The sequence below is a fragment of the Pseudomonas sp. HY7a-MNA-CIBAN-0227 genome, assembly GCF_040310325.1.
Classification (GTDB): domain Bacteria; phylum Pseudomonadota; class Gammaproteobacteria; order Pseudomonadales; family Pseudomonadaceae; genus Aquipseudomonas.
The window spans coordinates 448,656-474,759 of the sequence record NZ_JBEOPT010000001.1; the positions used below are offsets into that span (position 1 = coordinate 448,656).

Sequence of the window (26,104 nt, forward strand, 5' to 3'; positions counted from 1 at the left end):
TTCCAGCCAGGTTGGACAGAAAGACAGCCATCGCGAGTTTAGCGCGCCCGGCTCTAAAGGCCACCCCCCTTACGTTGTTCTAGAGCCTTGCAGGGACGAAAAAAGCAAAAATAACCGCGCCATAATGGCGCAGGGCTACAATCCCCGTATATCCAGAGGGTTTCACCATGAGCGACCAGCCGTCAGATCGACGCCGTTTCCGGCGGATTGCCTTCGATGCCAGAACCGAGCTTGGGCAGAACGGACGGGTTTGGTCGGTGCAGTTAGTGGATTTATCGCTCAAGGGCCTGCTGGTGCAGCGGCCTGAACCCTGGCTTGGCCATGGCGACGAACCATTCGATGTCGATATTCATCTGGACAAGGATACCGACGTGAAAATGCAGGTGCGCCTGAGCCATGACGATCATGGGCAGTTGGGGTTCGTCTGCGAACACATCGACCTCGACTCGATCAGCCACCTGAGGCGACTGATCGAGCTGAACCTCGGCGACCAGGAAGAGCTTGAGCGGGAGTTGGCCGCGTTGCTGGATCCGTTGTAGGAGCGAGTATTTTGTGGTGTTGCGGGTTACTCAAATAACGCATCCAGCGCTTGTTCCAGGCGCGTTACCCCAATCACCTGCAACCCCGGCGGCGATTCCTTTGGCGCATTGCCTTTGGGCACGATGGCCCGCTTGAAGCCGTGCTTGGCGGCTTCTTTCAAGCGCTCCTGGCCACTGGGTACCGGGCGCACTTCACCCGACAAACCGATCTCACCAAATACCAGCAAATCATGGGGCAAAGGTCGATTGCGCAGGCTGGACATCACCGCCGCCATCAATGCCAGGTCGGACGCGGTTTCCAACACCTTGACCCCGCCCACCACGTTGAGAAACACATCCTGGTCATGGGTCGGAATGCCGCCATGGCGGTGCAGCACCGCCAGTAACATGGCCAGACGATTTTGATCCAGACCCAACGTGACACGACGCGGATTGGCCAAGTGGCTGTCATCCACCAAGGCCTGGACTTCCACCAGCATCGGCCGAGTGCCTTCCCACGTTGCCATCACCACACTGCCGGGGACTTCCTCCTGAGCCCGTGTGAGAAAGATCGCCGAAGGGTTGGAGACTTCTTTTAGCCCCCGGTCGGTCATGGCGAAGACACCCAGTTCGTTGACCGCACCGAAACGGTTTTTCACTGCCCGTAGCAGACGTAAACGACCGTCGGATTCACCCTCGAAATACAGCACGGTATCCACCATGTGTTCCAGCACCCGTGGGCCGGCCAGTGCGCCCTCTTTGGTCACATGCCCCACCAGGAAAATCGCCGTGCCGCTCTGTTTCGCGTAACGCACCAGCAGCGCGGCACTTTCCCGAACCTGGGATACGCCACCCGGCGCCGATTGCAGTTGCTCAGTGAAAATCGTCTGGATCGAGTCGATCACCATGACCTTGGGCTTTTCCAGGCGGGCGGTGGCGATGATGCTTTCGATGCAGGTTTCGGTCATCACCCGCAGCTTGTCCTGAGGTAAGCCCAGGCGACGGGCGCGCATGGCCACTTGTTGCTGAGATTCTTCGCCGGTGACGTACAGCGCCGACATGCGGCTGGCGATGCTGCACAGGGTTTGCAGCAGAATGGTGGATTTGCCGATCCCCGGATCACCGCCGATCAGCACCACCGAGCCGTCCACCAAGCCACCACCGAGCACCCGGTCCAGCTCGCCGGAAGCGGTGGAGAAGCGTGGGATCTCTTCGACGCTGACTTCGGCCAGGGTCTTGATCTGGGTCTGCTGCCCGGTCCAGCCGGAACGGCCGCTGGGAGGCGCAGCACCACCGCTTTCCACCATGGTTTCGGTGAGGGTGTTCCACGCGCCGCATTCACCGCACTGGCCGGCCCACTTGGGAAAGGTCGCGCCGCACTCTGTGCAGCCGTACATGCGCTTGGCCTTTGCCATCCGAGAACCTCCAACCGAAAAAACGCGATGATAGCTCAGCGCGGCTCGGCGGTACGGATTTCACCACTGGCCAACCGTGAAGCGCTGTTACCGACCGGGTCTTCGGCGTTCAGGTCGGCGCCCTTAGCTTTCAGTTCATCCAGCAGTTCAACCCGCTTGAACAGTCCCGCATACATGGCCGCCGTCTGGCCGGCGCCGTTGCGCTGGTCGGGGTTACAGTCGGTGGCCAGCAAACGCTGGGCAATTTTCAGTTCACCCTTGAAAATCGCCCCCATTAGCGCGGTGTTGCCACGCTTGTCCTGGGCGCAGGCATCGGCGCCGACCGCCAATAGTCGGTCCACCGCAGGGCCTTGCCCGTGGTAGGCGGCGAGAATCAGCGCGGTGTAGCCCTTTTCGTCGACCGTATTCAGGGAGTAGCCGGCTTCAATAAAGGTATCGAGCATTTCCACGTCGCCCCGGCGGGCGGCATCGAAGTAGTAATCCTGCAGTTGCGCCTTGACCGCCGCCGGGCCTGGCGGCTCGGCATGTGCGGCAAATGCCAGCAATATCATCAGCAAACCGATGTAGATACGCATGGAGTCTCTCCTCGTAACGTAATGCCCCCCGTAGCAGTTGCCGAGTAGAACGAGGCTAGGGGGAGCAAAACAACGGGTTAGTCGGTCAGCTTCTCAGCCAATGTCTTAACGCGAGCCAGATCACCCTTGGCGACCTTGGCCACGCCGGTGCCGTACTCGGGGTCAGCCTTGTAGAGGAACGACAAGATGATGTGCTTGCTCACGTCATCAGTGGTGGCCAGGGAGCCGCCGAAATTGTCGATCAAGTCCTGACGCTCTTTCTTGCTGAAGGAACGGTACAAATCACCAGCCTGCTTGAAGTTCTGCTCACGCTGGATCTTCGCCTGCTGGGTCGTTCCTGACAGCGCCATCTGGCTATAGCGCGCACTTTGCGGCTCTTCCCGTGGCAGCAGGCGGCTTGGCTGGTAGTTCACGCCGCTGGTGCTTTTGCCGAAGTTCATCGCGCCATCCTGGTTACCGTTGTTGACGGTGACCCGTGGAGCATTGATCGGCAGTTGCAAGGCATTGGCGCCCAGGCGGTACATTTGCGTATCGGCGTAGGAGAACACTCGGCCTTGCAGCAGACGATCTTCCGACGGCTCGATGCCCGGTACCAGATTGGCCGGGGCCATGGCTACTTGTTCGGTTTCCTGGAAGACGTTGGCCGGGTTACGATTCAAGACCATTTGCCCAACTTTGCGCTCAGGAACATTCGGCCAGATCTTGGTGGCGTCCAATGGATCGAAGTCAAACTTGGCGAGGTCTTGCGGTTTGAGCACTTGCACGTACAAATCCCACTTGGGGAAGTCGCCTTTATTGATATGCGTGACCAAGTCATTGGTCATATGGCTGTAGTCACGACCCTGGACTTCGCCAACCTGCTTGGGCTCAAGGTTCTTGATGCCCTGCTGGCTCTTCCAGTGGAACTTGACGTAGTGCACTTCGCCCTTGGCATTGATCAACTTGTAGGCGTGTACACCGTTGCCGTCCATTTCCCGGTAACTGGCCGGGGTTCCGGAGTTGGAGTACAACTCGGTCAGGGTGCGGGTGGACTCTGGAACATGGGAGAAAAAGTCGAAACGACGGGAGTCATCGTCCAGGTTAGTGCGTGGGTCTGGTTTGAAGGCGTGAACCATGTCCGGAAACTTGATGGCATCGCGGATAAAAAACGTCGGGAAGTTGTTGCCTACCAAGTCCCAGTTACCTTCGGCGGTATAGAACTTGGTGGCGAAGCCGCGAGGGTCGCGCAAGGTTTCCGGGGAGTGGTTGCCGTGTACTACAGCCGAGAAGCGCACGAACACCGGGGTGGCTTCACCAGCGGCAAAAACTTTAGCCTTGGTCAGGTCGCTGAGGTTATCGATAACGGTGAAAGTACCGTGGGCGCCAGTGCCACGGGCATGGACGACACGCTCAGGAATACGCTCACGGTCAAAACGCTGCAGCTTCTGGATCAGTTGCACGTCTTGCAGCAGCACCGGGCCAGTGGCGCCGGCAGTTTGCGAGTTCTGGTTGTCGCCTACTGCAGCGCCATTATCGCGGGTCAAGTTGGCCGCTTGTACGGATAGCGAAAGCAGGCTGGCGGTCACTATGAACAGCACGTGACGTGCAGTAATAGGCCCGCGATTAATAGGGTTTTTCATCAAGGTTTCCTCTGGTTTTTTAATGCACATTCAGTTGTGCTTGCCAGAGGCTAGTGACCATAGAGTCAGAAGATAAATAGAAAAACCATACCAGGTCGATTGAAAAAATAGCGTGGTAAGGCACTGAAATTGCGGGTATTCCGCACGCGATTGATGGCACTTTGCAAACTATTTACGATTTAATGTGTCGATTACAACGAACACTGTTAACAGTTGTGTCGCGCAAGCCGTGCAGGACTGACTTACACTGGGTTCTACCCTCCTCATCTGTAACAAGGAATAACCTATGGGCGTGATAAATGAGTTCAAGGCCTTCGCGGTCAAAGGTAATGTGGTCGATATGGCCGTCGGTATTATCATCGGCGCCGCCTTCGGCAAAATTGTTTCCTCCTTTGTAGGCGACGTGGTGATGCCCCCTATCGGTCTGTTGATCGGTGGCGTGGACTTCGGTGATCTGGCCGTGACACTCAAGGCCGCGCAGGGCGACATCCCGGCAGTGGTCCTTGCCTATGGCAAGTTTATCCAGAGCATGATCGACTTCGTGATTGTGGCGTTTGCGATCTTCATGGGCGTTAAGGCCATCAACCGCCTCAAACGCGAGGAGGCCGTGGCACCTAGCCTGCCGCCGGTACCGACCAAGGAAGAAGAGCTGCTGGGGGAGATCCGCGATCTACTCAAGGCACAGAACAGCAAGCCCGAGTAATCGGCGGGCGAAAAAACGGCGCCTTTATCAGGCGCCGTTTTTTTACCAGTAGTTTTCCACCGCCACCTGCCCCGGCCGCCGGGTCAGGCTCAACTGCATGTCCCGCTGTTTAAGCAACTGGCGTGTGTCATCGATCATCTGCGGGTTGCCGCAAATCATTACCCGCGAATGCTCCGGTGTCAGATCGACGCCGGCCGCACGCTCCAGCTCGCCATTCTCGATCAGCGCAGTGATCCGCCCATTCAGCGCCCCCGTATGCTGCTCACGAGTGACGATGGGAATATAGGTGAGCTTATGGGCATGCTCCACTAGGTACTCGCGCTCGCCCAGCTCCTTGATCAGTGACTGATAGGCCAGCTCCCTGGCCTCCCGGGCGCTGTAGACCAAGATAATCCGCTCGAACTTCTCCCATACTTCAAAGTCCTGCAGGATCGACAGGAACGGCGCGACTCCGGTGCCGGTACCCAGCAACCACAGATCGCGGCCATCGACAAAGCGGTCCAGGGTCAGGAAACCGGTGGCCTGACGCTCCACCAGCAAGATATCGCCCTCGCGCAGTCGGCTCAGTTCGCTGGTGAACTCGCCACCAGGCACCACAATGGAGAAGAAATCGAGGTGTTCGTCAAAGGGCGAAGACGCCACAGAGTAGGCACGCCACACGATACTGCCATCGGCCTTGGTCACGCCCAGGCGGACGAACTGGCCAGCCCGAAAGCGAAAGCCTGGGTCTCGGGTGGTACGCAGGGTAAACAGGCTGGGGGTCAGCGACTGCACATCGAGAAGGGTCTGGCGTGTGTATTTTTCAGCACTGGCCGTCATGAGGGACTCCGTTTCACAGATGACCCTAGTGTCCCTCAAAGTGACCCGTGGAAACACCGGTGGTTTGTAATGGCATCGCCCAGAGACAAAAGTAGCCATGCTGTCATTTTCACCTTGCGCAGAAAACACTCAGTAGTGGCAATTTAGTTTTGCACCAATCATTTAGCTATTGAGCAAGTTACAAGAGCGCTATTACATGGCACCTGCCATTCTAATGAGAGCAACGGTAACTCATTAAAAATCAAAAAAAATCGCCATTTCCTGACGAGTACTTGTAAAGCCTACTAACGCACCGCATTTAAAAAACGCATAAGCCTCCACTGAAGATAGCGAATCTTTTATTTCGCTTCGCAGGATATGCCCTACACTCATTTTCGTGCCGCATTGGGGTCTAGGACGTACCCAAGCTACAGCAATACTCAAGGAGAGTTACCGATGCTCAATTGGCGCAACACCCGTCTCCCCAAACTGAAGGGTGAGAACGAAATAACCAGCATGTTTGAAGCAGCCCTTAACATTACCTTTGAACTCGGCTTCCAATACTGTGCTTTTAGCATGAGTTCTCAATTACCACAAAATCAAACAAAACCCATTTTTATCAATAACTATCCAGATGAGTGGAATCAACTTTACAAACAACAAAACTACTTCGACATGGACCCTATTATTTCCCACTGCAAACACAGCGTGCTACCTGTTGTTTGGGAAGAAAAAACCTTCTCCAGCGCTCCCGACTTATGGGTTCATGCGCAATCCTACGGTCTGAATTTCGGGTGGACCCAACCCGTCCATGATTTTCAGGGAGTTTTCAGCATGCTAAGCCTGGGGCGCAGCGAACGCCCTGTAAGCCCGGAGGAGCTTTATGACAAAGCCGGGCAAGTCCTCTGGCTTTGTCATGCCTTGCATACGGTGGTGGCGCAAAAATACTCGACCAACCCCCGCGTTCATCCACCCACAAAGCTGACATCACGGGAAACCGAAGTCCTGCAATGGTCAGCGCTGGGCAAGACCGCAGCGGATATCGCTACTATTTTGTGCCTATCCAAACGTACCGTCGGTTTTCATATCAGCAGTTCGATGAAAAAACTGGGGGTCAGTAACAAGATGGCTGCCGTGATGACGGCAGTGAAAACCGGTCTGTTTTAACCCGAACGCCCAAGACGCGCTGAACGCCTGCAGCGTGACGCAAAACACCGAATGTAATCCCCAGGAAAAAAAAGTAACATTTACGGCCAGTTCTGAGTGATGAAGCAGCCTCCAACACCGTGCGTCGAAGTCCACTCAGAAGGTTCCTCACGTCAGGCCCCACAGCCAAACTAGGGAACACCCGTCGATTACCCAGAGTCTCCCCGCCATGCCCCTGCTCGACAGCCCCTTCGCCCAACTCGACCTGATCCGCCAGCCAGAGCAGCAAAACGAACCGCTGCAAGCCTTCGATGCCGCCGACGATTATTTGCTCAGCCACCTGGCCGAACAACAACCGACACACGCGACCCGCGTTCTGGTGCTCAATGACAGCTTTGGCGCTCTGGCGGCCAGCCTTGAAGGGCATGTACAAGTGACGTCCAGCGGCGATTCGTTCCTCGGTGCCCTGGCACTGGAGAAAAACCTGGTGCGCAATGGCAAGCCATTCGATGCGGTGTCGAGCGTGCCAGCCAGCCAGGCGCTGATCGGCCCCTTTGACCGAGTGCTGATCCGCGTGCCGAAAACCCTGGCGCTGCTCGAAGAGCAATTGATCCGCCTGCAGGGCCAGCTGGCGCCCGGCGCCGAGGTGATTGCCGGGGCAATGGTCAAGCACCTGCCTCGGGCGGCTGGAGAGTTACTGGAACGCTACATCGGGCCGATGCATGCGTCCCTGGCAGTGAAAAAAGCCCGCTTGCTGATCGCCACCCTGGCCGACCGGCCACAGGCCGTTTCGCCTTATCCCACTCGCTATCGCCTGGAAACACCGTCCATCGAACTGCTCAACCATGCCAACGTGTTTTGCCGCGAAGGCCTGGACATCGGCACCCGGGCATTTTTACCGCACCTGCCACAGAATCTGGGCAACGCCCGGGTCGCAGATCTGGGCTGCGGCAATGGCGTACTGGCGATTGCGAGCGCCCTGCAAAACCCACTGGCGCAGTACACCTTGGTGGACGAGTCGTACATGGCCGTGCAATCGGCGGCCGAGAATTGGCGGGCTGCGCTGGGCGAGCGGGATGTGGTGATTCGTCCTGGCGATGGCCTGGCCGATCAGGAACCGCAATCTCTGGACGTGGTGCTGTGCAATCCGCCGTTCCACCAGCAGCAGGTGGTGGGGGACTTCCTCGCCTGGCGTATGTTCCAGCAGGCTCGAGAGGCGCTGGTGGTGGGCGGTGCCCTCTATATCGTCGGCAACCGCCATTTGGGTTATCACAGTAAGTTGGCGCGGTTGTTTCGGGGTGTCGAGCAAGTCGCCGTCACGCCGAAGTTCGTGATTCTGAAAGCACGAAAATAATTAAAAAAAACCCTCCGTGAGGAGGGTCATAAACCGTGCCGCAAGGCAACGGGATGGGATGTCAGTGAGTGGTCAAGCCCGCAGCGTTCATGAACATGCGCATCAGGCTGGCCACTACAAACAGGGCCAGGACGCTGCCGGTCCAAATCATCGCCAGCCAGCCCAGGCGTTGCCAGAGCGGCTTTTTCTCAGCCTGTTCGATGTCGTGCAACGAAGGTTTGCCGGACATTGATCGATCCTCCTAGTGATAACCGTCTTCGTGGGTGACCTTGCCGCGGAACACGTAATAGCTCCAGAAGGTGTAGCCCAGAATGAACGGGATGATAAACAGCGTGCCCACCAGCATGAAGCCCTGGCTTTGCGGCGGCGCGGCGGCGTCCCAGATCGAGATCGACGGTGGCACAATGTTCGGCCACAGGCTGATGCCCAGGCCGCTGTAGCCAAGGAAGATCAGTACTAGGGTCAGCAGGAACGGCGTGTAGTGGGCGTTGCGAGCTACGGCACGCACCAGGCCGTACATGGTCACCAGCACCAGTATTGGTACCGGCAGGAACCAGAACAGGTTCGGCAGGGTGAACCAGCGCGAAGCAATGTCCGGGTGTGCCAGCGGCGTCCAGATGCTGACAATACCAATCACCGCCAACACCACGAATGCCAGGGGCCGCGCCAGGTTATGCATCTGTTCCTGCAACTTGCCTTCGGTCTTCATGATCAGCCAAGTGCAGCCCAGCAGCGCATAAGCAATGATCAGTGCCACGCCACAGAACATCGTAAACGGCGTGAACCAGTCCAGCGAACCTCCGGCGAACTGACGATCGACCACGGGAAAGCCATCGATAAACGCCCCCAAGGCCACGCCCTGGAAGAAGGTCGCCGTCAGCGAACCGCCGATAAAGGCCTTGTCCCACAGGTGGCGCTTGTCATCCTTGGCCTTGAAGCGGAACTCAAAGGCCACACCGCGGAAGATCAAGCCGATCAGCATCAGGATCAACGGTAGGTACAGCGCCGAGAGCACCACCGAGTAAGCCAGCGGAAACGCGCCGAACAGCGCCGCGCCCCCCAGCACCAGCCAGGTTTCGTTGCCGTCCCAAACCGGGGCGACGGTGTTCATCATCACGTCGCGGTCAGTCTTGCCCTTGATAAAGGGGAAGAGAATGCCGATGCCCAAGTCAAACCCGTCCATGACCACGTACATCATGATGCCGAATATGATGATCACGGCCCAGATCAGCGGAAGATCAATACCCATGACTCAATTCCCCTTCTTCTGACTATCGGCCAGGCTGTCGCCATGATCGGCGTCGGAGCTGTCATCGGCCGCCGATAACGGCCGGGCCGGTGTGCGTTGCTGCCCGGGCCCACCGTGGGCCGGCTCGGTACTGTCGTCGGTGACCGGGCCTTTGCGCACCAGGCGCATCATGTAGCCAAGACCGGCACCGAACAGGGCGAAATACACCACCACAAACAGCGCCAGGGTGATGCTCATCTGCACGAAGCTATGCCCGGAAGAAGCATCCGCCGTGCGCATCAGCCCGTAGACCACCCACGGCTGGCGACCAATTTCCGTGGTGAACCAGCCAGCCAGAATCGCGATCAGGCCGGACGGCCCCATCCACAGCGCCAAGTACAGGAACGGCCTGGAGGTATAAATCTTGCCGCCCCTGCGCAGCCAAAGGCTGAACAGACCGGTGAAAATCATCAGCAAACCCAGCCCGACCATGACCCGGAACGACCAGAACACGATGGTCGAGTTGGGACGGTCCTCAGGCGGAAAGTCCTTGAGGGCCGGCACCTGCTTGTCCAGGGAGTGGGTCAGGATAAGGCTGCCCAGGTAAGGAATTTCTACCGCGTATTTGGTTTTTTCGGCCTTCATGTCGGGCCAGCCAAACAGGATCAGCGGCGTCGGTTCGTCACCGATATTTTCCCAGTGACCTTCGATGGCAGCGATTTTCGCTGGCTGGTGCTTCAAGGTGTTGAGGCCGTGGAAGTCACCGATAACCGCCTGGATCGGTGCCACGATCAGCGCCATCCACATGGCCATCGAGAGCATGGTGCGGATCGCCGGACTGTCTTTGCCCCGCAGCAGATGCCAGGCCGCCGAAGAACCGACAAAGAACGCCGTGGCAACAAAGGCAGCGGTAGCCATGTGCATCAGGCGGTAAGGGAATGACGGGTTGAAGATCACCGCAAACCAGTCCGTAGGGATCACCCGGCCATCAATGATTTCAAAGCCCTGGGGCGTCTGCATCCAGCTGTTGGAGGCAAGAATCCAGAACGTCGAGATCAGCGTGCCGACCGCCACCATCACCGTGGCGAAGAAGTGCAGTTTGCGCCCCACCTTGTTCCAGCCAAACAGCATTACCCCAAGGAAACCGGCTTCGAGGAAGAAGGCGGTGAGCACCTCATAGGTCAGCAGCGGCCCGGTGACTGCACCAGCGAAGTCCGAGAATCGGCTCCAGTTGGTACCGAACTGATAGGCCATGACCAAACCCGAGACCACGCCCATGCCGAAGTTGACGGCAAAGATCTTCGACCAGAAATGGTAGAGGTCACGGTAGGTGTCGTTGTGGGTCTTGAGCCATAAGCCTTCCAGCACCGCGAGGTAACTGGCCAGGCCGATGGTGATGGCCGGGAACAGGATGTGGAACGAGATGGTGAACGCGAATTGGATTCGGGCGAGGTCTAGCGCCTCCAAACCAAACATAAGTCTTCCTCTGTCAGGTAATACCGGCTGCTGGCTGGGGCCTGCACCCACGGATATGGAGTGTGGCAAATTGCAATTCGTTCTTTTTATAACTGACCACGTAGGGATTCTGGCCTGAAGGCCGCCAGATAAACGCCTGAAAAGGCATTGATCTGGATCAAGCATCGATGAAAGAGTAGTCCCGTTTTCGGCATTGGGCTGTGTGGTCTTTTGCCGCGTGACAGGTTGCCTCACTGAAATAGATGTCTTGCTAAGGATATCCCCATCCCCGCAACCATTTGTTACAGGTTGATGCTAATCTCGTCTGTCACCCGAGCCCAGACCTGTCTTCCCGATGCCCAGTGAGCCCGCATTGCTGTTACGTCATCACCGCCCTTTCATCGCGTTCTGGCTGGCGCGGATCTTTACCGCCAGCGGCTTCCAGATGCTCACCGTGGCCATCGGCTGGAACCTCTACCAACTGACCGGAAATGTGCTGGACCTGGGGTTGGTGGGCTTGGTCGAGTTCATCCCCCGCGTGCTGTTCATGCTGCACACCGGCCATGTTGCCGACCGCTATGAACGGCGCAAGGTCGCCGCCATCTGCCAGACGCTGCAGGCGCTGATCGCCCTATCCCTGGCCATCGCCAGCCTGAACGGCAGTGTCACCCGCGAGATGATCTTTATCCTCGCCTTCCTGCTCGGTGCGGCACGCTCCTTTGAGATGCCCACCACCCAGGCGCTGCTACCGAGCATCGTGCCCAGCGCGTTATTTCCCCGTGCGGTGGCGGCGTCGCAGTCGGCGCAGCAGTCAGCCACCATCGTCGCCCCGGCCCTCGGTGGCTTGCTGTATGCCTTCGGTAGCGCCTGGGTGTATGGCCCAACGGTGTTGCTGTACCTGATTGCCTGCGTGCTGACCCTCAACCTGCCGGCCCGGCAGACGCCGCTCAACAAAGCCAAGGCGACCATGGACTCGTTGCTGGCCGGGATTCGCTTTATTCGCAGTCGCCCGGACATTCTCGGGGCAATATCCCTGGACCTGTTCGCCGTGCTGCTGGGCGGCGCGACCGCGTTACTGCCGGTGTTCGCCAAGGACATCCTGCTGACCGGAGCCTGGGGCCTTGGGCTACTGCGTTCTGCGCCAGCGGTGGGAGCACTGCTGATGTCATTGTGGCTGGCACGGTTTGCAGTGGACCGCCACGTCGGTCGTATCATGTTTACCGCCGTCGGCGTGTTTGGCGTGGCGACCATTGCCTTCGGCCTGTCCACCTCGTTCTGGTTCTCCATGGCGGTGCTGGTGGTACTGGGCGCAGCGGACATGATCAGCATGGTGATCCGCGCCTCCTTCGTACAACTGGAAACCCCCGATGAAATGCGCGGCCGGGTCAGCGCCGTCAACGGGCTGTTTATCGGCGCCTCCAATCAGTTGGGTGAGTTTGAGTCCGGCGTCACCGCCCACTGGCTGGGCACCGTGCCCGCCGTGGTCATGGGCGGGATCGGCACGCTGGTGGTGACAGGGGTCTGGATCAAATTGTTCCCGACCCTGGCCAACCGCGACCGCATGCACACGCCGGCACCGGTAGAAGACACCAAGGTTTAAAGCACCTTGTCGAGAGTGATGGGGAAGTCCCGCACCCGCTTGCCGGTGGCGTGATAGATGGCATTGGCCACCGCCGCCGCTACGCCGACAATGCCAATCTCACCCACGCCCTTGGAACCCAGGGCGTTGACGATCTCGTCATGCTCTTCAACAAACAGCACGTCAATCTCGCCGATATCAGCGTTTACCGGGATGAGGTACTCGGCCAAGCTGTGGTTCATGTAGCGCCCCAGTTGATGGTCGACCTGGGTTTCTTCGTGCAAGGCCATGCCGATGCCCCAGACCACACCGCCGAGGATCTGGCTGCGGGCCATTTTCGGATTGACCACTCGCCCGGCAGCGATTGCGCTGACCACGCGGCTGACCCTGATGGTGCCCAGGTCCTCGTCCACCCGCACCTCGACGAAAACCGCCGAATGGGTGGCCGTGGCATAGCCCTCGCGCTTTTTATCCGGCTCGCTGTCGACTTGCACTTCCAGCGCCTGCTCACCACTGTCGCGCACCAGTTGCGCTAGGGAAACACGTTGCTCGCCAGCATGTAATTGACCATTTTCAAAGCGGGCGGACTCGGCATCCTTGAACGCCGGATAGGTCTTGCGGGCAATATTGAGCAGCTTTTCATTCAGCGCCTCGCAGGCTTGCTGCACGGCAGTGCCCACCGAAGACACGGTAAACGAACCGCCCTGCAACGGCGCCGGCGGCAGTGACGAGTCGCCAAGAATAAAACTTACATTCTCCATGGCAACGCCGCTGGCCTGGGCGGCAATTTGCGTCATGACCGTGTAGGTGCCGGTGCCAATATCGGTGGTGGCGCTACTGACGGTGAGCTTGCCGTCATGATCGATCCGCGCCTTGGCGCTCGCTTTCATTTGCAGGGCCTCCCAGACTCCGCCGGCCATGCCCCAGCCGATCAGTTGGCGACCATCACGCATGCTGCGCGGTTCGGGGTTGCGCCGGCTCCAGCCGAAGCGCTCGGCGCCTTCGCGGTAGCACTCGCGCAAGGCTTTGCTGGACCAGGGCTTGTCTTCATTCTGGTTGCGCTCGGCGTAGTTGATCAGGCGCAGTTGCACCGGGTCGATGGCCAGGGCGCAGGCCACTTCGTCCATGGCGCATTCCAGACCGATCACACCAAGAGCCGCGCCAGGAGCACGCATGTCCAGCGGGGTGAAGACGTCCAGCGGCACCAGCTTGTAGGTCAGTTGCACGTTGTCGCAGTGATAGAGCATGCCGCTCCATTCCACCACGTGCTCGCTGAAATCCTCGAACCGTGAGGTCTGGCCGATGGCCGTGTGACCGAGGGCGAGCAGCCGGCCATTGGCGGCTGCGCCCATTTGCAGGCGCTGCAAGGTGCGTGGGCGATAGCCGAAGGTGAACATCTGTTGGCGGGTCAGGGTTACCCGCACCGAACGCTTGAGGGCCAGCGCCGCCATTACCGCCAGGGGCAGTTGATACTGCGGGCGCAAGCCGGAACCGAACGCACCGCCGACGAACGCAGCAAAGATCCGCACCTGGCTTTTGTCCAGGCCGAAGACTTTTTGCACATAGGCCTGGCAGTTCTGCGGGCCTTGGGTCTTGTCGTGGATATGCAGCGTGCCGTCCGGCTGGTACAGCACGGTGCTGGCGTGGGGTTCCATCGGGTTGTGGTGTTCGATCGGGGTGCTGTAATGCAAGTCCAGACTGATGGCGGCACCGGCCCATTCGGCCTGGAAGTTACCCCGTGGCTTGGGCGGTGTTTGCGGGGATGGGTGTGCCTGTTCTTGCAAGGCGAGCAGGTCAGTCTCGGCGGCTTCGGTTTGATACTCGATGGTCACGAGGGAGCTGGCATATCGCGCCAGTTCCAGATTATCGGCGATTACCAGGGCCAGCGGTTGGCCGCTGTACAACACACGGTCGTTGTACAGCGGGCGAAATGGCGAGCCGTCGGCAGCATCGGCGTCGGCGTAGCTGTCGTCGTAGCTGGCCAGCTTCGGGCGGTTGAGGTGATCGAGCACCATCACCACTCCCGGCAGCGCCAACGCCCTTGAGACGTCGATGCGCAGCACCCGACCCCTGGCCACAGTGCTGGAGACTACGCTGGCGTGAAGCAAGCCATCTTCGGGGAACTCACCAGCATAACGCGCCTGGCCGGTGACTTTGAGCAGACCGTCAACCCGGTCCAACGGTTTGCCGATAGCACTCATGAGCGGGCTCCTGCGACGGCGGCATCGCTCAAGGCGCGGATAATCGCGCGGCGTGCCAGTTTGATCTTGAAGCCGTTGTGTTCCAAAGGCTCGGCGTCCTGGAGCATGGCGTCGGCGGCGGCGCTGAAGGTTTCACGGCTTACCGACTGGCCGATCAACGTGGCTTCCACCGCCCGGTCGCGCCAGGGTTTGTGGGCGACACCGCCCAGGGACAGGCGCGCATCGCGGATCACTTCGCCATCCAGTTCCAGCGCGGCGGCCACGGACACCAGGGCAAAGGCGTAAGAAGCACGGTCGCGAATTTTCAGGTAGTGGCTGTGGGCGGCCAGGTTATCGGCGGGTAACTCAATGGCAGTGATCAATTCGTCGTCGGCCAGTTGGTTGTCGCGCTGAGGCGCATCGCCAGGCAACCGGTGAAAATCAGCGAACTCGATGATTCGCGCCCCGCCGCGCCCTAGCACATGCACCCTGGCTTCAAGGGCGGCCAGGGCCACGCACATGTCCGAAGGGTGGGTGGCCACACACTGGTCGCTGGCGCCGAGGATCGCGTGAATGCGGTTCAAGCCCCCCCGCGCCGGGCAGCCGCTGCCGGGTTCGCGCTTGTTGCAGGGCACGGCGGCGTCATAGAAGTAGTAGCAACGGGTGCGCTGCAGCAGGTTGCCGCCGGTGCTTGCCATGTTGCGCAATTGCGGTGACGCGCCAGCGAGGATCGCTTGGGACAGCAGCGGGTAACGCTGTTCGATCAAGGGGTGCCAGGCCAGGTCGGCGTTGCTCACCAAGGCGCCGATCATCACGGAGCCTTCGGCTGTTTCTTCGACCTGGCGCAATGGCAGGCCGGTGATGTCGATCAGGTGTTCGGGATGGCTGATGTTCTCCTTCATCAAGTCCAGCAGGTTGGTGCCACCGGCAATGAACCGCGACGTTGCGCTGCTCAGAGCTACGGCGGCCTGCACGTCGGCCGGCTTGCTGTAGTGGAAGGGGTTCATTGCTCACCTCCCTGCTGGCGACAGGCCGGCAAGGCCTCTTCGATGGCGTCACGGATATTGTTGTAGGCGCCGCAGCGGCACAGGTTGCCACTCATCGACTCCTGGATCTGCGCGGTGTCGTGAGCCCGCCCTTCCCGGGCCAGGCCCACTGCCGAACAGATCTGGCCGGGCGTGCAGTAGCCACACTGGAAGGCATCGTGCTTGATGAAGGCCCGTTGCATCGGGTGCAGCTCTTCGCCGTCGGCCAGGCCTTCAATGGTGGTCAACTCGGCACCGTCGCACATCACCGCCAGCGTCAGGCAGGCGTTGACCCGCTTGCCGTTGAGCAACACGGTGCAGGCGCCGCACTGGCCGTGGTCGCAACCCTTTTTGCTGCCGGTCAGGTCCAGTTGCTCGCGCAAAAGATCCAGCAGGGTGGTCCAGGGCAAGACGTCCAATTGCCGGACTTGGTGGTTGAGAGTCAGGTGTATCGGATGACTGACGAACGGCTTGGCCGCAGCAAAGATAGGGGTCGCGCTCATAAACACCTCACGGTTGGTGTGCATTCGCGGCGTTCTGGGAAGTCGCCGTCTTAGCGGTACGACTTCGGGGGGTTATGAGCGTTCAAGGGAAGTGATGGGTGGATCAGCGAATAGAGAGCACGGTCCTCAAGGTATTGCGCGGCACGTTAATCGACGTGTTGCTGTACTGGAACGAGCCCTGGGCCCGGACGTCCAGAACAAACACATACACATAACCCATCAGCACACCCGCCCCGCTGCAGGCCTGGCTGATGGAACCGACCTGGCACACTGCCGTGCTTTGGCCCGAAAGCCGTGCGCCATCGAAAGACGCCACGGCGTTGTTGCCAATCCCCACTTCCATCACATACACCTTGGTAGGCCCGCGATGAACACACTGTCGCGTGCTGTCAGCCTGTTCGGGGATGACTTCCGTGCAATTTTCCGACTCGACCTTGAATACCCGTACCTCGCTCAAGGCCGGTGCAGGCGCGCCCCATGCCGGTGCCGAACCCAGCCACAAGCTGATACAAGCGAACAGAGCTAGACTCCAGGCGTTGGTTTTTTTCATGCTGTCGATGACTCTCTACTAAACGTCGGCGCAGTATGCCTCAGGCCTATAACAAGCAAAACCATACCCGAGCGCCGCTGAGCCTCCGCGGCTGGTATGATGCGCCGCTTTTTCCGATCCTCTGTAGAAAACACGCGGCGCCTGGCGCAGTTTGTGCTTTGACTTTGAGGTCAACAAATTACGGCGCCGAATGCGCCACAGGGAGCAGGCATGCTGGAAAAGCTGTTTCAACTCAAGGCACACAACACCAACGTGCGCACCGAGATTCTCGCGGGCATCACGACCTTTCTGGCCATGGCCTACATTCTGTTCGTCAACCCGAGCATTCTCGGCGAGACCGGCATGGACAAGGGCGCGGTGTTTGTCGCCACCTGCCTGGCGGCGGCCATCGGTTCGACCGTAATGGGCCTGATCGCCAACTACCCGATTGCCTTGGCACCGGGCATGGGCCTGAACGCCTTCTTTACCTACACCGTGGTCATCCACCAGGGCCACACCTGGCAAGTGGCGCTGGGGGCGGTGTTCATTTCGGCGGTGCTGTTTTTCCTGCTGTCGATCTTCCGCATCCGCGAATGGATCATCAACGCCATCCCTCTGCCCCTGCGTTCGGCGATTGCCGCTGGCATCGGCCTGTTCCTAGCGCTGATTGCCCTGCACAACGCCGAAATCGTCGTGAGCAACCAGGCAACCATGGTGGGCCTGGGTGATCTGTCAAAACCGGCACCGATTCTCGCCGCCCTCGGTTTCGCGCTGATCGTCGCGCTGGAAGCCCTGAAAGTGCGCGGCGCCGTACTGATCGGCATTCTGGTGGTGACCGTCGCCTCTATCCTGCTGGGCGTCACCCCGTTCGGCGGCGTAACTTCGATGCCACCGTCCCTGGCTCCGACCTTCCTGCAACTGGACATCGCCGGTGCCCTGGATGTCGCCCTGATAAGCGTGATCTTTGCCTTCCTGTTCGTCGACCTGTTCGACAACTCCGGCACCCTGATCGGCGTCGCCAAGCGCGCAGGGCTCATGGGCAAGGACGGCCACATGCCAAAAATGGGCCGCGCGTTGATCGCTGACAGCACCGCGGCCATGGCCGGCTCCCTACTGGGCACCTCGACCACCACCAGTTATATCGAATCGGCAGCGGGCGTCAGCGCCGGTGGCCGGACCGGTTTGACCGCTGTTGTGGTCGCGATTCTGTTCCTGCTGGCACTGTTCTTCTCGCCACTGGCGGCCAGCGTACCGGCCTTCGCCACCGCGCCAGCATTGCTGTTCGTCGCGGTACTGATGACCTCAGGCCTGGCGGAAATCGACTGGGACGACATCACCGTCGCCGCACCCGTGGTGATCACTGCCCTGGCGATGCCTTTCACTTATTCCATCGCCAACGGCATCGCTTTCGGTTTCATCGCCTGGACCGTCATCAAGCTGCTTTCGGGCCGCTACCGTGAGCTGAACCCGGCGCTGGTGATTCTGTCGATTCTGTTCGTGATCAAGCTAGGCTGGTTCCCCGCATGACTTTTGACGCCGCAAGCTACTCCCTGCAACTGGACGAAAAGGTCGCGCGCCTGCGTGACCTGCTCGCGCCTTTTGATGCGCCAGAGCCGCAGGTTTTCGACTCGCCATTGCAAAACTTCCGTCTGCGCGCCGAATTCCGCCTGTGGCGCGAAGAAGGTGAGCGCCACTACGCGATGTTCTCCCAGGACGACAAGCGCACGCCAATCCTTATCGAACAATTCCCCATCGCCAGCCTGCGCATCAACCAGTTGATGCCGCAACTCAAGGCCGCCTGGCAAGCCAGCGCCGCCTTGAGTCACAAGCTGTTCCAAGTGGAGTTCCTCACCACCCTGGCGGGCGATGCGATGATCACCCTGTGCTATCACCGCCCTCTGGACGAGCATTGGCACACCGCTGCCAACAAGCTGGCCGCTGAACTGAATGTCAGCATCATCGGCCGCTCCAAGGGCAAGCGCGATGTGATCGGTCGTGATTATGTAGTGGAAAAAATGGACGTCGGCGGTCGCACCTTCAGCTACCGTCAACCGGAAGGCGCCTTCACCCAGCCCAACGGCACAGTGAACCAGAAGATGCTCAACTGGGCGTATGAAGCCCTGGGCGATCGCAGCGATGACCTGCTGGAGTTGTACTGCGGCAACGGCAACTTCACCCTGCCGCTGGCAACCCGCGTGCGCAAAGTACTGGCCACCGAGATCAGCAAGGCCTCTGTCAATGCCGCGCTGAGCAACCTCGACGAGAACGCAGTGAGTAACGTCACCCTGGTGCGTTTGTCCGCCGAAGAACTGACCGAAGCGTTGAACGAAGTGCGCCCGTTTCGCCGTCTGCACGGCATCGACCTCAAGAGCTACGAATTCGGCAGCGTATTCGTCGACCCGCCGCGCGCCGGCATGGACCCGGACACCTGCGAACTGACCCGGCGCTTCGAGAACATCCTGTATATCTCGTGCAACCCCGAAACGCTGGCGGCAAACATCGCGCAATTGCACGGCACGCACCGCATTACCCGCTGTGCATTGTTTGACCAGTTCCCGTGGACGCACCATATGGAATCGGGTGTGTTGTTGACCCGGCGGTAAACCCGCCTGTGGCGAGGGGCCGGCACCCTCGCCACAAAAGTCTCACAGACTAGTAACGATGGGCACCTCTTCGAACATGGGGTTGTAACCACTCATTCCCCGCCTGGAAAAACCCTGCCAATACCCGCGAATCCTGCTCCCTCAGCAACCCTGCGTAATACTTGAGCTGAATCCATGCGAGGCCTTTTTCATCCAACGTTCGATAATCGAACGGTTAACTGCGCTTCGCGTCTTCGACAATTGACCAAATTAACCATTCAGTACATTTTGTTTCCACAGATAAAAACAACAGTGGAGACTCCCATATGCCCCCTATCGTGCTGGTGCTCAACGGCCCCAACCTGAACCTGCTAGGCACCCGCGAACCGGCCACCTACGGCCACGAAACCCTGGCCGACGTTGCTGCCCTGTGCGGTCGCAGTGCGGAAAAACTGGGGCTCACCATCGAATTTCGCCAGACCAACCATGAAGGCGAATTACTGGACTGGATTCACAGCGCCCGCGCCCGTTGCGCAGGGATTGTGATCAACCCGGCGGCCTGGACCCACACCTCAGTGGCGATCCGCGATGCGCTGGTGGCCAGTGAAGTACCGGTGATCGAAGTGCATTTGTCCAACGTGCATGCCCGCGAGCCGTTTCGGCATCACTCCTTCGTGTCGCCGATTGCCAAGGCGGTGCTCGCCGGTTTCGGCAGCCATGGTTATCACCTGGCCCTTGAACATTTCAGCCAGACGTTGAAGGGATGAGTCACATGTCTCAACACCGAATTCTGGCCGGCTTGATCGGCTTCGGCATCCAGGCTTCCCGCACGCCAGCCCTGCATGAACATGAAGGCGATGCACAGGGCCTGCGTTACCTGTATCGCTTGATCGATTTGGATCAGTTGCAACTGGACAGCAACGCCCTGCCCGACCTGCTGAAGGCCGCCGAGCAGATGAACTTCACCGGTTTGAACATCACCTATCCGTGCAAGCAGGTGATCCTGCCGTTGCTGGATGAGTTGTCCGCCGAAGCGCGGGGGATTGGCGCGGTGAACACTGTCGTGCTGCGCGACGGCAAGCGCATCGGCCACAACACCGACTGCCTGGGATTTGCCGAAGGTTTTCGCCGGGGCTTGAGCGGTGCTGCGCGCAAGCGCGTGGTGCAGATGGGCGCGGGTGGCGCAGGCGCAGCGGTGGCCCACGCGCTGCTGGGTGAAGGCGTGGAGCAACTGAGCATTTTTGATGTGGATAACAACCGCGCGCAAAGCCTGGCCGACAACCTCAACCAGCATTTTGGCGCGTCCCGAGCCCAGGCCGGTAGCGACCTGCCTGGTGCCATGGCCGAAGCCGACGGCCTGGTGAACACCACGCCCATGGGCATGGCCAAACTGCCGGGGATGCCGGTGCCGCTGGCGTTGTTGCATCGGGAGTTATGGGTGGCGGAAATTGTCTATTTCCCGCTGGAAACCGAACTGCTGCGCAACGCTCGAGCCTTGGGCTGCCGCACGCTGGATGGCGGGAATATGGCGGTGTTTCAGGCGGTGAAGGCGTTTGAATTGTTCAGTGGCAAAGTGGCGGATGCGGGGCGGATGCTTGAGCACTTCCAGAACATGAACACCTGATCACTGATCTTTCCCACGCACCACGTGGGAAAGATTCAAGCCTGCAAATAGCGCAACACCGACTCGCAGATCATCGCCCGATGCCGCTGCTTGACCACTTCATCTGACAACTCGATCTGAAAGATCTCGCTAAACGTATGCCGATTGGACACCCGGTAAAAACTGAATGAATTGATCAGCAGGTGCACATCCAACGGCTCCAACCCTTCGCGAAACACCCCCAGTTCCGCGCCCCTGCGCAACGTCGCACCGAGGGCTTCAAGGATGTTGCTGTTCATCGCCTTGATCGATTCGGATTGCTTCACATATTCGGCGTTGTGAATGTTCTCGATACTGACAATCCGCACGAAATCCACGTTCTGGTCATGGTGATCAAAGGTGAATTCCACCAGGCGCCGGATCGCTTCACGCGGCTCCAGTTCGGTGAGGTTCATCCGAGCTTCGGTGTTGCGGATATCGCCGTAGAGTTTCTCCAGCACTTCGACGTACAACTGCTCCTTGCTGCCGAAGTAGTAATAGATCATGCGCTTGGAGGTATGGATGCGCTCGGCAATGGCGTCCACGCGGGCGCCGGACAACCCCTGCTGGACGAACTCGACAATGGCTTCTTGAAGAATGTTTTCGCGGGTCTTTTCCGGGTTGTTCTTGCGACTCTTGCGCGCCGTGGGTGAGGCGGCGCAGAGCTCGGAGGTGGATAGCTCGGAGGTAGAGCGTTCGGAAGTCGAGGTCATGGTGCGCTCACGGCCATTTATGCAGGCCGTGATTATGGGCCGCCGCCCACCCCGAAGGAAGCGCCAACACCCTACAACTTGGCCTGGCGCACGGCGCCGCTACGGGACTTGGCCATCGCCGCCAGACGCACCGCCACGTTGGCTGCACCGTAACCGGCGTAGCCGTTCTTGCGCTGGATGATTTCGAAGAAAAACCGCCCTTCGAACGGCTCCGTGTAAACGTGAAACAACTCACCGCCCTGGGCGTCACGGTCGTACAGAACGTTGTAGTACGCCAACTCACTGAGGAACTCAGCATCGAAGTCAAAGCGCGCCGCCAGGTCATCGTAATAGTTGAGCGGGATGTCCAACAGCGGCACACCGGCGTCCTTGGCCCGGCTGACTTCGGCGAAAATATCCGCGCAATCAAAGGCAATGTGATGCACGCCGGAACCGCGATAGCTTGATAGCGCGTGGGAAATAGCGGTGTTGCGGTTCTCGGAAATATTCAGTGGCAGGCGAATCGAGCTGCAACGGCTGCGCAGTGCCCGGCTTTTCACCAGGCCATACGGGTCGGGCAGCACCACTTCGTCATCGGCCTCAAAATCCAGCAGGCTCTTGTAGAACAGCACCCAACTGTCGAGGCTGTCGGCCGGCAAGGCCATGGCCATATGGTCGATGCGCAGCAGGCCGCCGCTGGAAGCGGTCGAGGCTTGCAGGTTGAAATCAGTACTGTATATCCCGCCTTCGTTCTGATCCACCAGGTAAATCAGGCTGCCATCGGGTGCACGCACCGCCGCCAGTTCCAGTTCGTTGGGGCCGACCAACCCGCGATAGGGTTGGCCCTTGTAGGCCACCGCCCGCTCCAGGGCCTTGGCGCTGTCCTTGACGCGGATCGCCGTGGCGCACAACGAAGGGCCATGGGCTTCAAAAAAATTGTGGGCGAAAGAATAGGGTTCGCAATTGAGGATCAGGTTGATATTGCCTTGGCGCAGCAGGCTGACACTTTTTGAGCGGTGCTGGCCAGCCTTGACGAAACCCAGGCGTTCCAGCCATTGCGTGAGCTTGGCGCCCAGGCTTTCATCCACGGCGAACTCCAGAAACTCGATGCCGTCGTACTCGCTGGCGGCCGGCGTTTCGAACAAGATTTCAAGGTTTGTCGCAGGTGCTGCCTCCTGCTCCAGGCGTTGGCGAGTCTTCTCTTCCAGGTACAGCAGCGAGCGCAGGCCATCGGCGGCGTTGGCCCGGGTCGGCGCGGCGCGAAAGCCGTCGTTGAAGATCTCCAGGGACAACGGGCCGGTGTAACCACTCTTGATGATCGGCGCGAGAAAGCCCGCCAAATCGAATTCGCCTTGGCCGGGGAAGCAGCGAAAATGTCGACTCCACTCCAGCACGTCCATGGCCAGGATCGGTGCGTCGGCCATTTGCACGAAGAATATCTTGTCGCCGGGAATCTCGGCGATGGCGCGGGGATCACCCTTGAGGGACAGGGTGTGGAAGCTGTCGAGCAAAACACCGAGGCTTGGGTGATCGACCTGGCGCACCAGGTTCCACACCTGCTGCCAGGTATTGACGTGGCGACCCCAGGCCAGCGCTTCATAACCAATGCGCAAACCGCGACGGCCGGCGTGTTCGGCCAGCAGGCTCAAGTCATCCAGCAGAATGCTCTCATCACCAACGCAATCCAACGACGCATTACTGCACACCAGCACCAGATCAGTGCCCAGTTCCTGCATCAAATCGAACTTGCGCTCGGCCCGCTCCAGGTTGCGCGCCAAGCGTTCGCGGCGGCAGCCTTCAAAGTCGCGGAACGGCTGGAAAAGGGTGATGGCGATCCCTAGGTCAGCGCACATCTGCCGCACTTCCCGAGGGCTGCCGTCGTAATACAGCAGATCATTTTCGAAGACTTCCACACCATCAAACCCGGCAGCAGCAATGGCTTCGAGTTTTTCCGGCAGGGTTCCGCTCAAAGAAACGGTAGCGATGGAACGTTGCATGGGGCGACTCCCGGCAGTGAAGGCTGATCTTGTTTGGGCCGAATTATTGGCTCGGTAAATCGGCCTAGCAATTAAAATGTACGAACCAGTTAGTTTTATGGGCGATTATCGAACAAAATGACGGTTTGGCGAATTGACGATTTTCCAGCCACTACGCACCATCGATTGGGCATAAGGGCCGTTTCCATTGAGCGGCCTCAAATGATCAAGACCCAGAACACACCATAAGAATTTCAAAAAACGGGTACCTCCTCATGCCTTCACAAAATTCCGCTCAGGCCGCGCACCAGAGCCAAAGCACGTCCCAAGGCGGCATCGGCGACAAGATTCGCGGCGCAATGGCCGTCGGCAAGACCCGCTGGGGCATGCTGGCCCTGGTGTTTTTCGCCACCACCCTCAACTACATCGACCGCGCCGCACTGGGCGTGATGCAACCGATCCTGGCCAAGGAAATGAATTGGACGGCGATGGACTACGCCAACATCAACTTCTGGTTCCAGGTCGGCTACGCCATCGGCTTTGTATTGCAAGGTCGCTTGATCGACCGGGTCGGCGTCAAGCGCGTGTTCTTCTGCGCCGTGCTGCTGTGGAGCATCGCCACGGGTGCCCACGGCCTGGCCACCTCGGCGGTGGGCTTTATGGTCTGTCGCTTTATCCTCGGGCTGACGGAAGCCGCCAACTACCCGGCCTGCGTCAAGACCACCCGGCTGTGGTTCCCTGCCGGTGAGCGAGCGGTGGCGACCGGGATCTTCAACGCCGGCACCAACGTCGGCGCCATGCTGACGCCGATGATGCTGCCGTTGATTCTCCACGTGTGGGGCTGGCAGGCGGCGTTCCTGGGCATGGCGGCGCTGGGCGGGATCTGGCTGGTGTTCTGGGGCCTGAAGTACTACAACCCGGAAGATCATCCGACGGTCAAACAATCAGAACTGGACTACGTGCAACAAGAGGTCGAACCAGACCAACCCCGCGTGCCCTTCAGCCGTATCCTGCGCATGCGCGGTACCTGGGCCTTCGCCCTGGCCTACTCGATGACCGCGCCGGTGTTCTGGTTCTACCTGTACTGGTTGCCGCCATTTCTCAACCAGCAATACAACCTGGGGATCAATGTTACCCAGATGGGCATCCCGCTGATCATCATTTACCTGACGGCGGACTTCGGCAGTGTCGGGGGCGGGATTCTGTCTTCGTTCCTGATCGGTCGCGGGATGCAGCCGATCAAGGCGCGGTTGCTGTCGATGCTGCTGTTCGCCTGCTGCATCATCGGGGTAATCATGGCCGCCGGTTCCAGCCAGTTGTGGGTCGCGGTATTTGCCATCTCCCTGGCCATCGGCGCCCACCAGGCCTGGACCGCCAACATCTGGAGCCTGGTGATGGACTACACGCCCAAGCACATGATGAGCACGGTCTTCGGCTTTGGCGGCATGTGCGCGGCCATCGGCGGAATGTTCATGACACAGATCGTCGGGCATATCCTGACGGTCACCAACAACAACTACACGGTGCTGTTCACCATGATTCCTGCGATGTACTTCATCGCGCTGATCTTGTTGTACTTCATGGCGCCACGCAAGATCCCTGTCGTCGACGCCTGATTCGACCTACCTGCGCCGCTGCTGCCAGGCAGCGGCCAGGCCACTCAAGCAAATCACCCCGATGCCGACCACCGTGGTCAAGGTCGGGGTATGTTCGAATACCAGCCAGCCCAACAATCCTGCAAAGACGATCTGGCAATAGCCGAACGGCGCCAGCAAGGCCGGTGCCGCCACGCGAAAGGCCTTGGTCAGCATCAGGTGCGCAGTCATCCCGCAGGTCCCCAGCGCCAGCATCAATACACCGTGCCACCAGGTCGGGATCTGCCAGAAGAACGGCACCAATGCGCTCATCACCAGGGTGTTGCACAGACCGGCAAAGAAGTTGCTGGTGGTCGGGCTGTCGTACTGGCTGAGGATGCGGGTGAGCAGTTGGTAGAAGCAGAAAAACAGCGCGGAACACAGCGGCAGCAACACCGCAGGGGTGAACAGATCACCGCCCGGGTGAACGATGATCAGCACCCCGACAAAACCGCAAATCACCGCCAGCCACTGGCCGCGAGTCACGTGCTCACCCAGCAGGGGCACCGACAAGGCAGTCACCAGGATCGGTGCCAGGAAGTTGACCGCCGTTGCCTCGGCCAAGGGAATGAAATGCAGGGCCGAGGTGAAAAACAAACTGGTGCCCAATAAGCACAACGCGCGCGCCACCTGCAGCCACGGCCTTTTGCTGCGCAGTACCCGCAAGCCCGATTGTGGCAGGAAGATCCCGGCCATCAGCAAGGTATGCACCATGTAGCGGGCCCACACCACCATCACAATCGGATAAAAATCGGCCAGGTATTTGGACAGGGCGTCGTGGCTGGAGAACAGAAAAGTCGCCACCACAATCAGCAAAATGCCTTTGAGGGGATGGTTGACGCCGGAAAGTGGAGTACTGAGGGTCATTGAGTTCCCTTGAATGACAGGCTGAGATGACCGCCGCACACCGCGGCACTCAACCCGGTAATCTAGAGCCTGGCGTGCGTCTGT

General features: G+C 59.4%; 24 protein-coding genes. 10 read left to right on the forward strand and 14 right to left on the reverse strand.

Annotation, left to right across the window (positions count from 1 at the left end; translation table 11 throughout):
- The first annotated feature begins 167 nt into the window (after nucleotides 1-167).
- Nucleotides 168-539 carry a PilZ domain-containing protein gene (locus AAEZ06_RS02070; protein WP_149410781.1) on the forward strand — a complete coding sequence of 124 codons (372 nt, stop codon included), beginning with the start codon at nucleotides 168-170 and terminating at the stop codon, nucleotides 537-539.
- A gap of 26 nt (nucleotides 540-565) precedes the next feature.
- On the opposite strand, the gene radA is transcribed toward AAEZ06_RS02070, so the two are convergent.
- The 3 genes from radA to katB all read right to left on the reverse strand — a co-directional run bounded on the left by radA (nucleotide 566) and on the right by katB (nucleotide 4,127).
- On the reverse strand, nucleotides 566-1,933 hold the full coding sequence (gene radA, locus AAEZ06_RS02075; RefSeq protein WP_149410780.1) for a DNA repair protein RadA: 1,368 nt from the start codon (nucleotides 1,931-1,933) through the stop codon (nucleotides 566-568).
- A 35-nt stretch (nucleotides 1,934-1,968) separates the two neighbouring features.
- A complete protein-coding gene (locus tag AAEZ06_RS02080) occupies nucleotides 1,969-2,508 on the reverse strand; it encodes an ankyrin repeat domain-containing protein (RefSeq protein WP_149410779.1) in 540 nt (179 codons plus the stop codon).
- 77 nt (nucleotides 2,509-2,585) lie between these two features.
- Nucleotides 2,586-4,127: a catalase KatB gene (gene katB / locus AAEZ06_RS02085; RefSeq protein WP_149410778.1), complete on the reverse strand. Its 1,542-nt coding sequence runs from the start codon at nucleotides 4,125-4,127 to the stop codon at nucleotides 2,586-2,588.
- A gap of 286 nt (nucleotides 4,128-4,413) precedes the next feature.
- Between katB and mscL the strand changes: the two genes are divergently transcribed.
- Nucleotides 4,414-4,830, forward strand: a complete 417-nt coding sequence (mscL, locus tag AAEZ06_RS02090) for a large-conductance mechanosensitive channel protein MscL (RefSeq protein ID WP_149410777.1) — start codon at nucleotides 4,414-4,416, stop codon at nucleotides 4,828-4,830.
- A 42-nt stretch (nucleotides 4,831-4,872) separates the two neighbouring features.
- Here mscL and AAEZ06_RS02095 read toward each other — a convergent pair whose 3' ends face one another.
- Entirely contained in the window at nucleotides 4,873-5,649 is a 777-nt protein-coding gene (locus AAEZ06_RS02095; RefSeq protein WP_149410776.1) for a ferredoxin--NADP reductase, read from the reverse strand.
- A gap of 435 nt (nucleotides 5,650-6,084) precedes the next feature.
- On the opposite strand from AAEZ06_RS02095, the gene AAEZ06_RS02100 reads away from it, so the two are divergent.
- A complete protein-coding gene (locus tag AAEZ06_RS02100) occupies nucleotides 6,085-6,795 on the forward strand; it encodes a helix-turn-helix transcriptional regulator (protein WP_149410775.1) in 711 nt (236 codons plus the stop codon).
- A gap of 208 nt (nucleotides 6,796-7,003) precedes the next feature.
- Nucleotides 7,004-8,128, forward strand: coding sequence for a methyltransferase (locus AAEZ06_RS02105; RefSeq protein ID WP_350612653.1), 1,125 nt, complete (start codon nucleotides 7,004-7,006; stop codon nucleotides 8,126-8,128).
- 61 nt (nucleotides 8,129-8,189) lie between these two features.
- On the opposite strand, the gene AAEZ06_RS02110 is transcribed toward AAEZ06_RS02105, so the two are convergent.
- From AAEZ06_RS02110 to AAEZ06_RS02120, 3 genes are read right to left on the reverse strand one after another with little or no spacing between them, the layout of a single operon-like run.
- On the reverse strand, nucleotides 8,190-8,357 hold the full coding sequence (locus tag AAEZ06_RS02110; protein ID WP_003215809.1) for a DUF2474 domain-containing protein: 168 nt from the start codon (nucleotides 8,355-8,357) through the stop codon (nucleotides 8,190-8,192).
- Nucleotides 8,358-8,369: 12 nt separating this feature from the next.
- Nucleotides 8,370-9,377, reverse strand: coding sequence for a cytochrome d ubiquinol oxidase subunit II (gene cydB / locus AAEZ06_RS02115; RefSeq protein WP_149410773.1), 1,008 nt, complete (start codon nucleotides 9,375-9,377; stop codon nucleotides 8,370-8,372).
- 3 nt (nucleotides 9,378-9,380) lie between these two features.
- Nucleotides 9,381-10,832 carry a cytochrome ubiquinol oxidase subunit I gene (locus tag AAEZ06_RS02120; protein WP_149410772.1) on the reverse strand — a complete coding sequence of 484 codons (1,452 nt, stop codon included), beginning with the start codon at nucleotides 10,830-10,832 and terminating at the stop codon, nucleotides 9,381-9,383.
- Between the two features lie 334 nt (nucleotides 10,833-11,166).
- Between AAEZ06_RS02120 and AAEZ06_RS02125 the strand changes: the two genes are divergently transcribed.
- The gene (locus AAEZ06_RS02125; protein ID WP_149410771.1) at nucleotides 11,167-12,411 is read left to right on the forward strand and encodes an MFS transporter; all 1,245 of its coding nucleotides are present in this window, start codon (nucleotides 11,167-11,169) and stop codon (nucleotides 12,409-12,411) included.
- Here the strand turns inward: AAEZ06_RS02125 and AAEZ06_RS02130 are convergent.
- The 4 genes from AAEZ06_RS02130 to AAEZ06_RS02145 all read right to left on the reverse strand — a co-directional run bounded on the left by AAEZ06_RS02130 (nucleotide 12,408) and on the right by AAEZ06_RS02145 (nucleotide 16,648).
- Entirely contained in the window at nucleotides 12,408-14,591 is a 2,184-nt protein-coding gene (locus AAEZ06_RS02130; protein WP_149410770.1) for a xanthine dehydrogenase family protein molybdopterin-binding subunit, read from the reverse strand. The two genes, AAEZ06_RS02125 and AAEZ06_RS02130, sit on opposite strands and share 4 nt — an antisense overlap.
- Nucleotides 14,588-15,577 carry an FAD binding domain-containing protein gene (locus AAEZ06_RS02135; RefSeq protein ID WP_149410769.1) on the reverse strand — a complete coding sequence of 330 codons (990 nt, stop codon included), beginning with the start codon at nucleotides 15,575-15,577 and terminating at the stop codon, nucleotides 14,588-14,590. The genes AAEZ06_RS02130 and AAEZ06_RS02135 overlap by 4 nt, the downstream gene beginning before the upstream one ends.
- Nucleotides 15,574-16,098, reverse strand: coding sequence for a (2Fe-2S)-binding protein (locus AAEZ06_RS02140; RefSeq protein ID WP_350612657.1), 525 nt, complete (start codon nucleotides 16,096-16,098; stop codon nucleotides 15,574-15,576). Before AAEZ06_RS02140 ends, AAEZ06_RS02135 begins: the two co-directional genes overlap by 4 nt.
- A gap of 103 nt (nucleotides 16,099-16,201) precedes the next feature.
- Nucleotides 16,202-16,648 carry a DUF4879 domain-containing protein gene (locus tag AAEZ06_RS02145; protein ID WP_149410767.1) on the reverse strand — a complete coding sequence of 149 codons (447 nt, stop codon included), beginning with the start codon at nucleotides 16,646-16,648 and terminating at the stop codon, nucleotides 16,202-16,204.
- 210 nt (nucleotides 16,649-16,858) lie between these two features.
- Between AAEZ06_RS02145 and AAEZ06_RS02150 the strand changes: the two genes are divergently transcribed.
- The 4 genes from AAEZ06_RS02150 (at nucleotide 16,859) to AAEZ06_RS02165 (ending at nucleotide 20,833) form a co-directional block, all read left to right on the forward strand.
- Nucleotides 16,859-18,154 (forward strand): NCS2 family permease, encoded by a 1,296-nt coding sequence (locus AAEZ06_RS02150; RefSeq protein ID WP_149410766.1) that lies wholly within the window; start codon nucleotides 16,859-16,861, stop codon nucleotides 18,152-18,154.
- On the forward strand, nucleotides 18,151-19,230 hold the full coding sequence (trmA, locus tag AAEZ06_RS02155; RefSeq protein ID WP_350612660.1) for a tRNA (uridine(54)-C5)-methyltransferase TrmA: 1,080 nt from the start codon (nucleotides 18,151-18,153) through the stop codon (nucleotides 19,228-19,230). The genes AAEZ06_RS02150 and trmA overlap by 4 nt, the downstream gene beginning before the upstream one ends.
- A 305-nt stretch (nucleotides 19,231-19,535) precedes the next feature.
- Nucleotides 19,536-19,976, forward strand: coding sequence for a type II 3-dehydroquinate dehydratase (gene aroQ, locus AAEZ06_RS02160; RefSeq protein WP_149410764.1), 441 nt, complete (start codon nucleotides 19,536-19,538; stop codon nucleotides 19,974-19,976).
- Between the two features lie 5 nt (nucleotides 19,977-19,981).
- Entirely contained in the window at nucleotides 19,982-20,833 is an 852-nt protein-coding gene (locus tag AAEZ06_RS02165; protein ID WP_350612662.1) for a shikimate dehydrogenase, read from the forward strand.
- 35 nt (nucleotides 20,834-20,868) lie between these two features.
- Here the strand turns inward: AAEZ06_RS02165 and AAEZ06_RS02170 are convergent, their stop codons facing one another.
- Complete coding sequence (locus AAEZ06_RS02170; RefSeq protein WP_149410762.1) at nucleotides 20,869-21,564, reverse strand: TetR/AcrR family transcriptional regulator; 696 nt, start codon at nucleotides 21,562-21,564, stop codon at nucleotides 20,869-20,871.
- A gap of 71 nt (nucleotides 21,565-21,635) precedes the next feature.
- Nucleotides 21,636-23,540, reverse strand: coding sequence for a 3-dehydroshikimate dehydratase QuiC (quiC, locus tag AAEZ06_RS02175; RefSeq protein ID WP_149410761.1), 1,905 nt, complete (start codon nucleotides 23,538-23,540; stop codon nucleotides 21,636-21,638).
- 254 nt (nucleotides 23,541-23,794) lie between these two features.
- Here quiC and AAEZ06_RS02180 point away from each other — a divergent pair, with 254 nt between their 5' ends.
- Nucleotides 23,795-25,135, forward strand: a complete 1,341-nt coding sequence (locus AAEZ06_RS02180; protein ID WP_149410760.1) for an MFS transporter — start codon at nucleotides 23,795-23,797, stop codon at nucleotides 25,133-25,135.
- A gap of 6 nt (nucleotides 25,136-25,141) precedes the next feature.
- Here the strand turns inward: AAEZ06_RS02180 and AAEZ06_RS02185 are convergent, their stop codons facing one another.
- Complete coding sequence (locus AAEZ06_RS02185; protein WP_149410759.1) at nucleotides 25,142-26,020, reverse strand: DMT family transporter; 879 nt, start codon at nucleotides 26,018-26,020, stop codon at nucleotides 25,142-25,144.
- Between the last annotated feature and the right edge of the window lie 84 nt (nucleotides 26,021-26,104).

Excerpts from the sequence above, each read along its gene's own strand:
- AAEZ06_RS02135 (WP_149410769.1), bottom strand. The coding sequence starts at position 15,577 with ATGAACCCCTTCCACTACAGCAAGCCGGCCGACGTGCAGGCCGCCGTA.
- katB (WP_149410778.1), bottom strand. The coding sequence starts at position 4,127 with ATGAAAAACCCTATTAATCGCGGGCCTATTACTGCACGTCACGTGCTG.
- AAEZ06_RS02100 (WP_149410775.1), top strand. The coding sequence starts at position 6,085 with ATGCTCAATTGGCGCAACACCCGTCTCCCCAAACTGAAGGGTGAGAAC.
- AAEZ06_RS02165 (WP_350612662.1), top strand. The coding sequence starts at position 19,982 with ATGTCTCAACACCGAATTCTGGCCGGCTTGATCGGCTTCGGCATCCAG.
- AAEZ06_RS02180 (WP_149410760.1), top strand. The coding sequence starts at position 23,795 with ATGCCTTCACAAAATTCCGCTCAGGCCGCGCACCAGAGCCAAAGCACG.
- mscL (WP_149410777.1), top strand. The coding sequence starts at position 4,414 with ATGGGCGTGATAAATGAGTTCAAGGCCTTCGCGGTCAAAGGTAATGTG.
- cydB (WP_149410773.1), bottom strand. The coding sequence starts at position 9,377 with ATGGGTATTGATCTTCCGCTGATCTGGGCCGTGATCATCATATTCGGC.
- radA (WP_149410780.1), bottom strand. The coding sequence starts at position 1,933 with ATGGCAAAGGCCAAGCGCATGTACGGCTGCACAGAGTGCGGCGCGACC.
- AAEZ06_RS02140 (WP_350612657.1), bottom strand. The coding sequence starts at position 16,098 with ATGAGCGCGACCCCTATCTTTGCTGCGGCCAAGCCGTTCGTCAGTCAT.
- trmA (WP_350612660.1), top strand. The coding sequence starts at position 18,151 with ATGACTTTTGACGCCGCAAGCTACTCCCTGCAACTGGACGAAAAGGTC.
- AAEZ06_RS02150 (WP_149410766.1), top strand. The coding sequence starts at position 16,859 with ATGCTGGAAAAGCTGTTTCAACTCAAGGCACACAACACCAACGTGCGC.
- AAEZ06_RS02130 (WP_149410770.1), bottom strand. The coding sequence starts at position 14,591 with ATGAGTGCTATCGGCAAACCGTTGGACCGGGTTGACGGTCTGCTCAAA.
- AAEZ06_RS02105 (WP_350612653.1), top strand. The coding sequence starts at position 7,004 with ATGCCCCTGCTCGACAGCCCCTTCGCCCAACTCGACCTGATCCGCCAG.
- AAEZ06_RS02080 (WP_149410779.1), bottom strand. The coding sequence starts at position 2,508 with ATGCGTATCTACATCGGTTTGCTGATGATATTGCTGGCATTTGCCGCA.
- AAEZ06_RS02185 (WP_149410759.1), bottom strand. The coding sequence starts at position 26,020 with ATGACCCTCAGTACTCCACTTTCCGGCGTCAACCATCCCCTCAAAGGC.
- AAEZ06_RS02110 (WP_003215809.1), bottom strand. The coding sequence starts at position 8,357 with ATGTCCGGCAAACCTTCGTTGCACGACATCGAACAGGCTGAGAAAAAG.
- AAEZ06_RS02070 (WP_149410781.1), top strand. The coding sequence starts at position 168 with ATGAGCGACCAGCCGTCAGATCGACGCCGTTTCCGGCGGATTGCCTTC.
- AAEZ06_RS02145 (WP_149410767.1), bottom strand. The coding sequence starts at position 16,648 with ATGAAAAAAACCAACGCCTGGAGTCTAGCTCTGTTCGCTTGTATCAGC.
- AAEZ06_RS02125 (WP_149410771.1), top strand. The coding sequence starts at position 11,167 with ATGCCCAGTGAGCCCGCATTGCTGTTACGTCATCACCGCCCTTTCATC.
- aroQ (WP_149410764.1), top strand. The coding sequence starts at position 19,536 with ATGCCCCCTATCGTGCTGGTGCTCAACGGCCCCAACCTGAACCTGCTA.
- AAEZ06_RS02120 (WP_149410772.1), bottom strand. The coding sequence starts at position 10,832 with ATGTTTGGTTTGGAGGCGCTAGACCTCGCCCGAATCCAATTCGCGTTC.
- AAEZ06_RS02170 (WP_149410762.1), bottom strand. The coding sequence starts at position 21,564 with ATGACCTCGACTTCCGAACGCTCTACCTCCGAGCTATCCACCTCCGAG.
- AAEZ06_RS02095 (WP_149410776.1), bottom strand. The coding sequence starts at position 5,649 with ATGACGGCCAGTGCTGAAAAATACACACGCCAGACCCTTCTCGATGTG.
- quiC (WP_149410761.1), bottom strand. The coding sequence starts at position 23,540 with ATGCAACGTTCCATCGCTACCGTTTCTTTGAGCGGAACCCTGCCGGAA.